General features: G+C 65.4%; 12 protein-coding genes. 4 read left to right on the top strand and 8 right to left on the bottom strand.

The features are described from left to right. Nucleotides 1–280: 280 nt before the first annotated feature. From pepQ to rph, 8 genes are all read right to left on the bottom strand, one after another. Nucleotides 281–1,630, bottom strand: a complete 1,350-nt coding sequence (pepQ, locus tag QMX78_RS16310) for a Xaa-Pro dipeptidase (protein WP_343239289.1) — start codon at nucleotides 1,628–1,630, stop codon at nucleotides 281–283. A 61-nt stretch (nucleotides 1,631–1,691) separates the two neighbouring features. Then, nucleotides 1,692–2,039, bottom strand: coding sequence for a PilZ domain-containing protein (locus tag QMX78_RS16305; RefSeq protein WP_282271480.1), 348 nt, complete (start codon nucleotides 2,037–2,039; stop codon nucleotides 1,692–1,694). Further along, the gene (locus QMX78_RS16300; RefSeq protein ID WP_282271478.1) at nucleotides 2,036–4,504 is read right to left on the bottom strand and encodes a DUF1631 family protein; all 2,469 of its coding nucleotides are present in this window, start codon (nucleotides 4,502–4,504) and stop codon (nucleotides 2,036–2,038) included. Before QMX78_RS16300 ends, QMX78_RS16305 begins: the two co-directional genes overlap by 4 nt. 106 nt (nucleotides 4,505–4,610) lie before the next feature. Next, complete coding sequence (hemW, locus tag QMX78_RS16295; RefSeq protein WP_282271476.1) at nucleotides 4,611–5,840, bottom strand: radical SAM family heme chaperone HemW; 1,230 nt, start codon at nucleotides 5,838–5,840, stop codon at nucleotides 4,611–4,613. Between the two features lie 41 nt (nucleotides 5,841–5,881). Then, nucleotides 5,882–6,382: a hypothetical protein gene (locus QMX78_RS16290; RefSeq protein WP_282271474.1), complete on the bottom strand. Its 501-nt coding sequence runs from the start codon at nucleotides 6,380–6,382 to the stop codon at nucleotides 5,882–5,884. 16 nt (nucleotides 6,383–6,398) lie between these two features. Next, the gene (gene rdgB / locus QMX78_RS16285; protein WP_282271472.1) at nucleotides 6,399–6,998 is read right to left on the bottom strand and encodes an RdgB/HAM1 family non-canonical purine NTP pyrophosphatase; all 600 of its coding nucleotides are present in this window, start codon (nucleotides 6,996–6,998) and stop codon (nucleotides 6,399–6,401) included. After that, complete coding sequence (locus QMX78_RS16280) at nucleotides 6,995–7,384, bottom strand: VOC family protein (RefSeq protein ID WP_282271470.1); 390 nt, start codon at nucleotides 7,382–7,384, stop codon at nucleotides 6,995–6,997. The genes rdgB and QMX78_RS16280 overlap by 4 nt, the downstream gene beginning before the upstream one ends. Beyond that, nucleotides 7,381–8,109 carry a ribonuclease PH gene (gene rph / locus QMX78_RS16275; RefSeq protein ID WP_282271468.1) on the bottom strand — a complete coding sequence of 243 codons (729 nt, stop codon included), beginning with the start codon at nucleotides 8,107–8,109 and terminating at the stop codon, nucleotides 7,381–7,383. Before rph ends, QMX78_RS16280 begins: the two co-directional genes overlap by 4 nt. Nucleotides 8,110–8,219: 110 nt before the next feature. Between rph and QMX78_RS16270 the strand changes: the two genes are divergently transcribed. The 4 genes from QMX78_RS16270 (at nucleotide 8,220) to QMX78_RS16255 (ending at nucleotide 12,665) form a co-directional block, all read left to right on the top strand. Further along, nucleotides 8,220–9,080, top strand: coding sequence for a YicC/YloC family endoribonuclease (locus tag QMX78_RS16270; RefSeq protein ID WP_282271467.1), 861 nt, complete (start codon nucleotides 8,220–8,222; stop codon nucleotides 9,078–9,080). A gap of 274 nt (nucleotides 9,081–9,354) precedes the next feature. After that, entirely contained in the window at nucleotides 9,355–9,975 is a 621-nt protein-coding gene (gene gmk / locus QMX78_RS16265; RefSeq protein ID WP_282271465.1) for a guanylate kinase, read from the top strand. Between the two features lie 124 nt (nucleotides 9,976–10,099). Beyond that, nucleotides 10,100–10,399, top strand: a complete 300-nt coding sequence (gene rpoZ, locus QMX78_RS16260; protein ID WP_282271463.1) for a DNA-directed RNA polymerase subunit omega — start codon at nucleotides 10,100–10,102, stop codon at nucleotides 10,397–10,399. Nucleotides 10,400–10,505: 106 nt separating this feature from the next. After that, a complete protein-coding gene (locus QMX78_RS16255; RefSeq protein ID WP_282271461.1) occupies nucleotides 10,506–12,665 on the top strand; it encodes a bifunctional (p)ppGpp synthetase/guanosine-3',5'-bis(diphosphate) 3'-pyrophosphohydrolase in 2,160 nt (719 codons plus the stop codon). Nucleotides 12,666–12,767 lie beyond the last annotated feature (102 nt).

The following is a 12,767-nucleotide window of genomic DNA, read 5'->3' as shown; positions in this document are numbered from 1 at the left end:
CCCCTACGCTTTGCGTAAGCGAGGGGAAACTCCAAAAGCAACAGCCACAGCCACAGCTACAGCCACAGCTACAGCTACAGCCACAGCCACAGCCACAGCTACAGCTACAGCCACAGCCACAGCCACAGCCACAGCTCGACTGGATCTGCTTCCTTTGGGGAGATCGGCGAGGGGTTTGCGCGATGGAGAAAACGGGTGGTAATACACCGGTCGCATCGCTCATCCCGGGCGCATTGCGCGCCCGGGGTTCAATCACAGGGCGACCGACGTCGCCCTTGCATCACGCCTGCGTAGCAAATTCCGGGCGGGTCAGGTTGTCTGCTTCGCCGTCGGTGCACAGCACCTCGTCCTCGATCCGCACGCCACCATAAGGACGGAAGAAGTCCACGCGATCCCAGTTGATGCTGGCCGCGTTGCCGGCCTTCCTTACTTCGTCCAGCAACATGTCGATGAAGTACAGGCCCGGCTCGATGGTCACCACCATGCCCGGCTCCAGTACGCGGGTCATGCGCAGGTAGGGATGGCCGGCCGGGCGCTCGACGCGGCCGCCGTCTTCGCCGGCCGCAAAGCCCGCCACGTCGTGCACCTGTGCGCCGATCAGATGGCCGATGCCGTGCGGGAAGAATGCAGCGCTCACACCGGTTGCCAAGGCAGCTTCGGGCGAAACCGTGATCACGCCGAAGTCCTTGAGGATGCCCATCAGCGACAGGTGCGCATCGATGTGCAGCTGCTTGTAATCAAAGCCAGCACGTACCGCTGCACACATCTTCAGCTGCGCTGCGTCCACCGCATCGATGAAGGACTGGAATTCGTCGTGGCCGGTTGCTGCATAGGTGCGGGTGATGTCGCTGGCATAACCGTAGGCCGAGGCGCCGGCGTCGATCAGGAAGCTGCGCAGCGGCTGCGGTGCCTGCTTGCCCAGGTCGGTGTAATGCAGCACGGCGGCATGTTCGTTGAGGCCGATGATGTTGCCATAGGGCAGCTCGTTGGCATCCTGGCCGACGGCGCTGCAATAAGCCATGTGGATCTCGAATTCGCTGGCACCGGTACGGAATGCGGCCTCGGCGGCGCGGTGGCCGCGTACGCCCAGTACCTGGGCCTGGCGCATCAGCGCGATTTCATACGGCGTCTTGTAGCCGCGATGCCATTCCATGTAATTGATCACCGCTGCCGGGTTGTTCGGGGCAAAGCCGCCCAGTGCGCTCTGCGCCTCGCCGAGGATGGCGCAGCGGCTCGGGTCGGCTGGCAGCAGGGCCAGGGCCTCTTCGGGCTTGCGGATGATATGGATGTCGAAATGCTCCACCCACCAGCCGCTCGGCGCGCCCGGGACCACGTGCCAGTAATCGAAGGGCTGGTAGAACACCAGGGTCGGGCGCTTGCCCGGGGTGTGGATCAGCCAGCTGTACGGCAGCTTGGTCAGCGGCAGCCAGGTCTTGAACTGAGGATTGACCGCGTACGGGTAGTCGCGGTCGTCGAACACCTGGTAGTGCTGGGTGCCGCTGGGAACCACCAGGTGATCGAAACCACCGCGTGCAAGCGCCGCGTCGGCGCGGCGGATCATCTGCCCAAGGTGGTGGGCGTACAGGCTGCCTGGATCTTGCTGGTTCATCGCGGTGGCTCGCTGGGACATGCGGAATGCAGGCCCCAATTTTGCCGCAATCAGCCGGCCGCTGCTGTGCCGTTTTCGGCACTCAGGTTGCGGGGATGCTGCCTTCGATCCACTGCGCAAGGCGCTCGCGGTGGGCCTTGTCCAAGGTCAGGAAGCGGAACCCTGCCCATGACTGCTCGGGCGCGTGTGTCGGCTCACACCACAGAAGGTGCACGCCTGCATCGATCTGCAGATGGCCGCCACGGCCGTCCGGGATGGGGAACTGCAGCTGGTACAGCGCGTCCTCCTGCATCGGCACGGAGGTGATCAGCAACATGCCGGATTCGGATATGTTGCCGAGCCGGCCGATCTGGGTGCCGGTCATCTGGTCGCGCACCTGCACCAGATCGGGTACCTGCAGGCGCGGTGCACGGCGGGTATTGGTGATCATGCGGATTCCCCGCTGTTGGAGGCCTGGCCGGCGATGGAGCGCAGCGCGCGTACGGTGGCCTGCCAGGCGCGGTCGATCAGGCGGCCCTTGTCTTCGGTGACGATGCGCAGCTGGCCCTTGGCCATCAGCCGGGACATCGCGTCGAGTGATTGTTCCGACACCTTCTGGCCGCGTTGGTTGACGAACAAGGCATTGCCGGTGATCAGGCTGTACCAGGACAGGCGCTGGCGCCGGTTGTCGCCCTGCTGGTTGACGGTGAATTCGAACCAGGTACCGAATGGCAGGGTGCGCAGCTGGCGGTAATGCGCTTCTTCCTCTTCGGTACGGGCGGGCTCGACTTTCTTGCGCCGCTCTTCTTCTTCCGGCTCGCCGGCCTCGCCCAGGCGGCTGCGCGCCTTGAGCTTGGCGGTCAATTCAGTGCGTGAGGTGATCTCATCCTCGCCGCCGGGTGTGGACAGCCGGCGCGAGATGGCGGCGGCCTCATCCTGGTGGTAGCCCACCTGCAGCAGCGATTGCTCGATCTCCTCGCCGAAGTTGACATCGGCTGCGCCGCCAGGCGGCAAGCCGGTAATCTCGCTGATGCGGCGGGTGGCCTGCTCGCGTTGCTGCCACTCCTCCGAACCTTCACCGTTGCGCAGCAGGGTGAGGGTAAGGACATCGGCCCACGCCTTGCGCAGCAGGGTCTGCACGAACTTGGGCGGTTCGGTGGTCTGGCACAGCTCGTCGATGGTGCTGTTGGCCAGTTGTTTGGCAGCCTCCAGGCGTTCCTTGCCGCGTGCGGCATCGATCTGGCGGCGCTCGGCCATTTCCGCGCGGCGGGCCGCCGCGCGCAGATGTCCCTGGATGATGTCGTTGGCTTCGACGAAGACGGACTCGTCGCCCTGGTAGTCGTTGACGACCTTGTTGACCGCGTCCTTGAGCTTCAGCTGCAGGACCGGATCGCTGTCTTCATCACTGAGCCAGACCGCGCCGGATTCGGCGACGGCATTGAGCAGCTCACGTGCCGGATGCTGGTCGCGCAGGAAGAACTCCTGGTCGCTGATCGCGGCGCGGGCAAGTGGTACCTGCAGGCGCCGCAGCAGGTCGGCGGCAGGGCCTTCGCTGCGCACTTCGCGCTGCAGCTCGGTGTAGAGCATGCCCAGCAGGTCCATGGTGTCGCCGTCCTGCACCGACAGCGTCGCGGCAGGGCCGTGCTCGGCCTTGACCTGCGCCATCATCGCGTTGCGGATGTCGGCCATGCTGTGGCGGCTGCCGGAGGACGATGCGGCCGCCTGCAGTTTGCCCAGCACATCCAGCGCGGTCTGGGTGGAGACAGGCTGGGCTGGCACGCCCGCGTTGTTGACGCTGGCAGGGCCGGCGGGAGCAGTGCTTCCGGCACCCGCTGCTGAACCTGCGGTACCGCGCTGCGCCTGCAGGGCGGCAAAGTCGGGCATGCCACCCGTGGCTGTCGTTGCGGCTGCGCCACCACCGGCACCGACAGTGCCACCGGCAGCACCAGCACCAGCGGCGCCAGCGCCAAGCGTAAGTGCGTGGCGGGCGGCATCAAGCAGGTTGTGCAGGCTTTCCATCGGCGGCATGGCGGCGCCGCTGGCGGGCACCTGCACCGGTGCGGCGCTGGCCTGGGCCGGTGCTCCTGCGGGGCTGCCCAGCAGCTCATTGGAAATACTGGCCCACGATGCCGCCGGCGCCTGGCCTTGCCAGCTGGTCAGCGGGGTTGGGCCGGCATTGCGCGGCCCGCTGCCGCCAGCATCGGCATGACCGCCCCCGGCGCCAGCGCCACGTGGGGCGGAGGGGCGGGGGAGATGCGGACGGTAAACCAGCCCTGGAAGCACACCTTCGCGCTCCAGCAGGATGTTCAGGCGATCGACCAGTTCAGCATGGCGGGGCATGACCATGCGCTCGAATACCTGGAACAGCACCAGCTGGGTATCGAGATTGAGCTGCATCTGCTCGCCGGCGTCGCGCACTGCCCGGCACTGCGCGTAGGGACCGACCGGCAGGCGCTCGGGATCAAATGCTGGCTGTGCGGCCAGCACCGCAAAGCGCTGCCCCAGCAACAGCAGTGGGCTGGGAGCGCGGAATGCTTCGCGTCGTGCCATTTCGTGCAGCACGATATCGCGGTCGATGTCGGTGTCTTCGACCAGCGTCATCGACTTGAACGTGGCGGCGTGCGCTTCCTGGTCGGGCTTGGGCGGGTCCTTGAAGCCCGCCACTTGCATGGCCAGCGCATCAAGAAAAAGCTCGGGGAATTGTTCCATGTGCTCGCGGAGCACCCGCAGCTGCGCATAGATGTCGGACTGGATCTGGCTGTTGTGGGCTAACTCCGCGCGTTTGAACATCGCGCGTTCCAGCTCGATGGCGGTCAGCTGCAGCGGCGTGCGCAGGACTTCATCGGTGGCTTGGAAGATGCTTTCCAACAAGTGACGCACGCGGGCAGATACCGGCGCACTGGCGATCCTTGCCATGGATTGGCTTGCTGAGCGTGGTGCGGTGCCTGGCATCCTGTTTTCCTTCCCCCTGAATGGGCGTTTTCTATCATTTATGTGATGTAACGGCCACTTTTCGCGGGTCTTACGCCAGGAACAACTCCACCACATCGTTGGTGAAGCGGCGGCCAAGCTCGGTCGGGGTCCAGTAATCCCCTTCATGGGTGAGCCAGCCACGCTCCACCGCCATTGCCAGGGAGGGTAGAAGCACGCTTCGTGCCAAACCCGTGCGCGACTCGAAATCGCGCAGGCTGAAGCCCTCGTGCAGGCGCAGCAGGTTGAGCATGTACTCGAACGGTAGCCGCTCGGGACTGATCACGTCATCGCCGCCGATGCTGGCCAGGCTGCCGGCGGTGTCCATGAAGGTCTGCGGGTGCTTGTGCTTCCAGCGGCGCAGCACGTGCTGCTCGGCGCCGGAGCTGATCTTGCCGTGGGCGCCGGCGCCGATGCCCAGGTAATCACCGAAGCGCCAGTAGTTGAGGTTGTGCTGGCATTGCCAGCCATCGCGGGCATAGGCGCTGACCTCGTACTGGCCATAGCCGCGCTCGGCCAGCAGGGCCTGGCAGTGCTCCTGGATGTCCCAGGCACTGTCTTCGTCCGGAATGCCCTGCGGCGGCCGGGCGAAGAACACCGTATTCGGCTCCAGCGTCAGCTGGTAGTGCGAGATATGCGTGGGATCGAGGGCGAAGGCGCGTTCAAGATCGTGCTCTGCCTGGGCCAGGGTCTGCTGCGGCAGCGCGTACATCAGGTCGATGTTGAAGTTCTTGTAGCCGGCATCCTGCGCCAGCTTGACCGCGCGCTCGGCCTCGTTGCTGTCGTGGATACGACCCAGGCGCTTGAGTGCTTCGTCGTTGAAGGTCTGGATGCCGAAGCTGATGCGGTTCACGCCGGCGGCGCGGTAGCGGTCGAAGCGGCCGTGCTCGGCCGTGCCCGGGTTGGTTTCCAGCGTCACTTCCAGGTTCGGCGCGAACCGCAGCCGTGCGCTGGCCGCCTGCAGGAAACGGTCGATCGCCTCCGGTGGGAACAGGCTGGGCGTGCCACCGCCGAAGAACACGCTGCTGACCACGCGGCCCCAGACCAGCGGCAGGTCCTGGTCCAGGTCGCGGATCAGCGCATCGATATAGGCATCGAACGGCAACTCGCCCTTGCCGGCATGCGAGTTGAAATCGCAGTACGGGCATTTGCGCACGCACCACGGCAGGTGTACGTACAGCGCCAGTGGTGGCGGCACCAGCTGCACGCCGGCAGCGTGACCGTGATCGATCGCGCAGGATTCGCCGGGAAGGTGGTTGCAGTGGTCGTGGGAGTGCGGCATGGACGGCTGTTGGAAAGAGTGGGAGTACAGGGTTGCGGGCGCTATTGCCCGGCCAGCAGGATTGGATCGACCAGCGAACGTGGTTGTGCACGTAGCACCGCTGCGCTGACATCGCGGAACATCGGTGACGGCCCCTGGTAGCTGCCGACCTCGTTGTCCATGAGACGGTGGCGCGCCGGTCGGCTGCCATTGCGCATGTGCAGATACAGGCCGGAAACCATGGCTTTGCGCTTGTCGGCGAAGTTGTCGTAGCGGACCTCAAGCACGTCCACCAGGTCCACCTTGCGCCAGCGGTGTGCGGTGGCGATGTTGTGGTAGCGGAGCTGGCCAGCCCGCTCATCCAGCACCACGCGTTGCCACAGGATGGGAGCAGCGATCAGTGAAATGACCAGCGCGCAGCCAAGCGCCCAAAGCGGCAGTGCGAGCCAGGATTGCTCCCCGTCATGCGCCAACATGGCGCCCACTATCGCGCCGCTTACAGCGCCCAGAATGGCGACAAGCTGCACAAGCCCCATCCGGGTCCGATAGCGGCGTGGCGTCATTCCCTGATCTCCGTGGTCAATCGAAACTAAGTTGCGACATGCGCTGCAACAACAGCTGCAGCGCCTTGGCGCGGTGGCTGCGGCCGTTCTTCTGTGCAGGTTCCATCTGCGCGGCGGTCAGGCCGAGTTCTTCATCCAGGAACACCGGGTTGTAGCCGAAGCCATTGCTGCCGCGCAGTTCGTCGATGATGCGGCCTTCCCAGCTGCCTTCGCAGATCAGCGGTTGCGGGTCGTTGGCATGGCGCAGCAGCACGATCACCGCGTAGAAGCGCGCCGTGCGGCGTTCGGCCGGGACATCGCGCAGCGCATCAAGCAGCTTGGCGTTGTTGGCAGCATCGTCGGTGGGGCTGCCTGCGTAGCGCGCGCTGTACAGGCCGGGCGCGCCGTCCAATGCATCGACGATCAGGCCGGAGTCGTCGGCCAGCGCTGGCAGGCCGGTCACCGTGCAGGCATGGCGGGCCTTGATCAACGCGTTCTCGACGAAGGTCAGGCCGGTTTCCGGCACATCGTCCACGCCCAGTTCGCGCTGCGGCACGATCTGCAGCGGCAGCTCGGCCAGCATGGCCTGCAGTTCTTTCAGCTTGCCGGCGTTGCCGCTGGCCAGTACCAGTTTCATTGCTTGGGCTCCAACAAGTCCCAGGTGTTGCCGTACAGGTCGCGGAACACCGCGACCGTGGCATAGGGTTCATCGCGCGGGGCTTCGAGGAATTCCACGCCTTGCGCGAGCATTGCCGCGTGGTCGCGATGGAAGTCATCGGTGTGCAGGAAGAAGCCCACGCGGCCACCGGTCTGGTTGCCGATGCGGCTGCGCTGGTCCTCGTCACTGGCACGCGCCAACAGCAGCGCGGCGGCGCTGCCATCGGTGGGGCCGACCACCACCCAGCGCTTGCGGCCCTGGTCCAGGTCCTCCAGCAGCTGGAAACCGAGCTTGCCGGTGTACCAGGCGATGGCTTCGTCGTAGTCGGCGACGACGAGGGTAACCAGGGCAAGGCGCCGGTTCATGCCTGCGCCAAAGCCGCCTGCTGGGCGTCGAACAGCTCGCGGATGCCCTTTTCGGCCAGCACCAGCAGCGCGTCCAGTTCCTCGCGGCGGAAGGCGTGGCCCTCGGCCGTGCCCTGCAGCTCGATGAAGCCACCGCCGTCATTCATGACGATGTTCATGTCGGTATCGCAGTCGCTGTCTTCGGGGTAATCCAGGTCCAGCACCGGCTGGCCCTTGTAGACGCCAACCGACACGGCAGCCACCGCGCCGAACAGCGGGTTGCGCTTGATCTCGCCGCGCTTCATCAGCAGGTTCACTGCATCCACCAGGGCGACGTAAGCGCCGGTGATGGCGGCGGTGCGGGTGCCACCGTCGGCCTGCAGTACGTCGCAGTCCAGGGTGATGGTGCGTTCGCCCAGTGCATTGCGGTCGATGCAGGCGCGCAGGGTGCGGCCGATCAGGCGCTGGATTTCCAGGGTGCGGCCACCCTGCTTGCCGCGTGCGGCTTCACGGTCGGAGCGGGTATGGGTGGAGCGCGGCAGCATGCCGTATTCGGCGGTGACCCAGCCTTCGCCCTTGCCACGCAGGAAGCCCGGTACCCGGTTCTCGACGCTGGCGGTGCACAGCACGCGGGTGTCGCCAAAGCTCACCAGCACCGAGCCTTCGGCATGGCGGGTGAAGGAACGCTCGATGGTGACGGTGCGCATCTGATCGGCCTGGCGGCCGCTGGGACGGGAGAAGGTCATGGGGAATCCGGTTAGTACGAGTTGATCTGGCGGGCGTCTGGGTGGTGGATGCACCAGCGTCCAGAGGTGGCTAGGGTACCATTCGCCCTTTGAAACACATCGGAAAGCACATGATTCGGAGCATGACCGCCTATGCCGGCGGCGAACGCATCACCGCGTGGGGCACCCTGGGCTGCGAACTGCGCTCGGTGAACCACCGGTTCCTTGAAGTGGGCGTGCGTCTGCCCGAGGACCTGCGTGCGCTGGAGCCGCAGCTGCGCGAGCGCGTTGCCGCCCGGGTCAGCCGCGGCAAGCTCGATCTGGTGATGCGCCTGCGGGCACCGGAAGCCGCCACCTCGCTGGCCGTCAACGAGGTGCTGGTGGATCAGCTGTCTGAATTGGCGCAGCGCCTGCACAGCCGCTTCCCCGGGATGCAGGTGGGCTTCACCGACCTGCTGCAGTACCCCGGCGTGCTGCGCGCTGAGGCGACCGACAGTGCCGCCCTGCATGCCGAAGCATTGGCCTTGCTGGAAGAGACCGTCACCAGCTTCGTGCAGGCGCGCGAGCGCGAAGGCGACAAGCTGGCCACGGCAATCAGTGAGCGCGTCGATTCGGTCGAACGCATTGCCGGTGAAGTCCGCGAGCTGATCCCAGCCATCCGCGAGGGGCAGCGGGTCAAGCTGGCCGCACGCCTGGCCGACCTGCCGCACCCGGTTGATCCGGGCCGGGCGGAGCAGGAGCTGGTGATGTGGCTGCAGAAGCTCGACGTGGATGAGGAACTGGACCGCCTGGACAGCCATATCGCGGAAATCCGTCGCGTGCTGCGCCAGCGCGAGCCGGTAGGCCGCCGCCTGGACTTCCTGCTGCAGGAGTTCAACCGCGAAGCCAACACCCTGGGCTCCAAGTCGGTGGACGCACGCACCTCCAACGCCGCCGTCGAGCTGAAAGTGCTGATCGACCAGATCCGCGAGCAGGTCCAGAACATCGAGTAAAGGGTAGTGCCGAGCCATGCTCGGCAAGGAGCCAAGGTAGTGCCGAGCCATGCTCGGCAAAGAACCAAGGTAGTGCCGAGCAATACTCGGCAGAGGCCCTGCCGGTAATGCCCTGCCGAGCATGGCTCGGCACTACAGATGGGGCTCCAGCCGAGCATGCTCGACCCTGCAGGTGGAGCCGTCCCCGCGATAATTGGGGGCCCTCAACCCCCGATCCTGCACAGACCGGCCCACGCCGGTACAATGCCGGGCCATTCCGACGTTGGCCCACCGCATGCGTGGCACCCTCTATATCGTCGCTGCCCCATCCGGGGCCGGCAAAAGCAGCATCGTCAACGCCACGCTGGCGCGTGACCCACACATTTCGCTGTCGATCTCCTTCACCTCGCGGGCCATGCGCCCGGGCGAAGTGAACGGCAAGCACTACCACTTCGTTCCCGCCACCGAGTTCGAGCAGATGATCGCCGCCGGTGATTTCTTCGAGCACGCGCTGGTGCATGGCGACTGGAAGGGCACAGCCCGGCAGTCGGTGGAGCCGCAGCTGGCGGCCGGCAAGGACGTGCTGCTGGAGATCGACTGGCAGGGTGCGCGGCAGGTACGCGAGAAGGTGCCGGGCGCGGTCAGCGTCTTCATCCTGCCGCCGTCGCGGCAGGCGCTGGACGAGCGCATGCGCAAGCGTGGCCAGGACAGCGAGGCGGTCATGGCCCAGCGTTTGGCCGCCGCGCGCGAGGAAATGCTGCATTACGACGAATTCGACTACGTCATCATCAACGAGGATTTCGATACCGCCGTTGGCGAAATGTGCTCGATCTTCGCCGCCAGCCGGCTGCGCTGCGAACCCCAGCAGCGCCGCCACGGCGAGCTGATCGCCTCGTTGCTGGCCCCTGAAAACTGAGCAAGTGGTTGATCCGCAAGGGGCTGTTCAGGCCTTGACTTGATTCCAGGACCGGTCTGCCCCTACAATCCACCCCCTTTCCCTCATTCGATCGAGCGGCCGTTGCAGGTCGCCGGGAGCCCGCATGGCCCGCATTACCGTAGAAGATTGCCTGGAAGTCGTTAACAACCGTTTTGAGCTGGTCATGATGGCGTCCAAGCGCGCCCGTCAGCTGGCCAATGGTGTCCAGGCGACGATCGACAACAGCGAGAGCGAGGACAAGCCGACCGTGTTGGCGCTGCGCGAAATCGCTGCCCGTCGCATCGACAACGAGCTGATCGAGGAAGTCGAGAAGTCCGAGCGCGAGCGCATCGAGCGTGAAGCACTGGAATGGGCTGCCGCTGAAGTGGTCGCCGACGAAGACATGTCCAAGAACGACGATTGATCGCCTCTCTGGCATCGATTGATGTTGTCTGCAAACAGCCCGCCAAAAGCGGGCTGTTTGCGTTGTAGGAATTGCCGTGGAACGCCTGCTGGCATAGTCTTCTGCCATGAACCCAGGCCCTTCCGCCCAGGTAGCCACGCCCGCGGGCGGGGTGGTACCTGATTACGTACTGCAACTCGAACGCGCAGCCAGCTACCTCCCCACCGAGCAGCTGCCGCTGCTGCGTCGTGCCTGGGAGGTCGGGGCGGCCGCGCACGCCGGCCAGACCCGCAAATCCGGCGAGCCCTACATCACCCATCCGGTGGCGGTGGCGCGCATCCTGGCCGAGCTCGGCCTGGATGTTGAAACACTGATCGCAGCGATCCTGCACGACACCATCGAGGACACCCCGCTCACCGGCGAGGAGCTGGCTGCCGAGTTTGGCCAGGCCGTGGCCGATCTGGTCGAGGGCGTCACCAAGCTGGACAAGCTCAAGTTCCGCGACCGTCAGGAAGCAGCGGCGGAGAGCTTCCGCAAGATGCTGCTGGCGATGTCGCGCGACCTGCGCGTGATCATGATCAAGCTGGCTGACCGCCTGCACAACATGCGCACCCTGGGTGCGCAGAGTGCCGAGGCGCGGCGCCGCATCGCCACCGAAACGCTGGATATCTACGCGCCCATCGCCCAGCGCCTGGGCATGAACCTGATCAAGTCCGAGCTACAGAACCTCGGCTTCCGCGCGCTGTACCCGTGGCGCCACGCCATCATCGAGAAACACATCCGCAGCCAGCCGGTGGTGCGTCGCGAGTCGATGGCGCAGGTGGAAGTACAGCTGTCGCAGCGCCTGGCGCGCGAAGGGCTGGAACACCGCTTGATCAGCCGGATCAAGACGCCCTGGAGCATCTACACCAAGATGCGCGAGGAGAACAAAAGCTTCGACCAGGTCATGGATGTCTTCGGCTTCCGCCTGGTGATGCGCAACGTGCCCAACTGCTACCACGCGCTGGGCGGGGTGCATGCCGCGTTCAAGCCGCTGGACGGGCGCTTCCGCGATTTCATCGCCATTCCCAAGGCCAACGGCTACCAGTCGCTGCACACGGTGCTGTTCGGGCCGTACGGCTCGCCGATCGAAGTGCAGATCCGCACCGAGGAAATGGACCTGATCGCCGAGCGCGGTGTGGCCGCGCACTGGACCTACAAGTTCGGTGGCGACGGCCCCAACAGCGCGCAGAGCAGGGCGCATGCCTGGATCGTCGAGTTGATCGATTCGCAGCGCACCGCTGGTTCGTCGCTGGAGTTCCTCGACAACGTCAAGGTCGACCTGTTCCCGGACGAGGTCTACCTGTTCACGCCCAAGGGCAAGATCCTGGCGCTTCCGCGCAACTCGACCGCGCTGGACTTCGCCTATGCCGTGCATACCGACGTGGGCAACCGCGCGGTGGCCTCACGCGTGGACAAGAAGCTGGTGCCGCTACGCACGCGCCTGGTCAGCGGGCAGACGGTGGAGATCATCACCGCGCGCTCGGCCTCGCCCAAGCCGCAGTGGCTGGAATTCGTGGTCAGCAGCAAGGCGCGTACCGCCATCCGTCACCAGCTCAAGCAGCTGGAGCACGAGGACGCCGTGCAGCTCGGCCACAGCATGCTCGACCGCGCGCTGGAAGCGATGGACAGCTCGATCGAGCGGCTGCCCAAGGGGCGGCTGGATGCCTTCCTCAACGAACACCGTTACCCGCGGCTGGAGGCCTTCCTGGCCGATGTGGCGCTGGGCAACTGGATGCCAACCCAGGCTGCGCAAGCACTGATGTCGTATGCCGAACTGCGCGCCAGCGGCGTCACCCATCGTGCCCAGGAAAAGATCCTGATCAATGGCAGCGAGCGTGGCGTGGTCAGCTTTGCCAACTGTTGTCAGCCGATTCCGGGCGACGACATCATGGGTTACCACACCGCCGGCAAGGGCATCGTCGTGCATCGACTGGATTGCCCGAACCTGGCCGAACTGCGCAAGACGCCGGATCGCTGGGTGCCGATTGGCTGGGATACCAGCGTGGTCGGCGACTACGACACCGCACTGGTGGTCGAGGTGGAGAACGGCACCGGCGTGCTGGCGCAGCTGGCCGCCGCGATTGCCCATAGCCATTCCAACATCGAGCGCGTGGATTACCTGGACCGCGATTTCAACGCCGCGGTGCTGTGCTTCAACATCCAGGTCCGCGACCGCAACCACCTGGCCGAAGTAATGCGTCGCCTGCGCCGCCTGCAGGTAGTGCAGTCCGTCCGCCGCCAATAAGGTAGTGCCGAGCCATGCTCGGCAAATGCCCCAATGCCCCAATGTAGTGCCGAGCCATGCTCGGCAGGGGCGTCACCGGTAATTTTTCGAAGCGGCGTCAGC

The sequence above is a fragment of the Stenotrophomonas sp. PS02298 genome, assembly GCF_029959445.1.
In the GTDB taxonomy this organism is placed as follows: domain Bacteria; phylum Pseudomonadota; class Gammaproteobacteria; order Xanthomonadales; family Xanthomonadaceae; genus Stenotrophomonas.
This window is presented reverse-complemented; position numbering and strand designations above follow the sequence as displayed.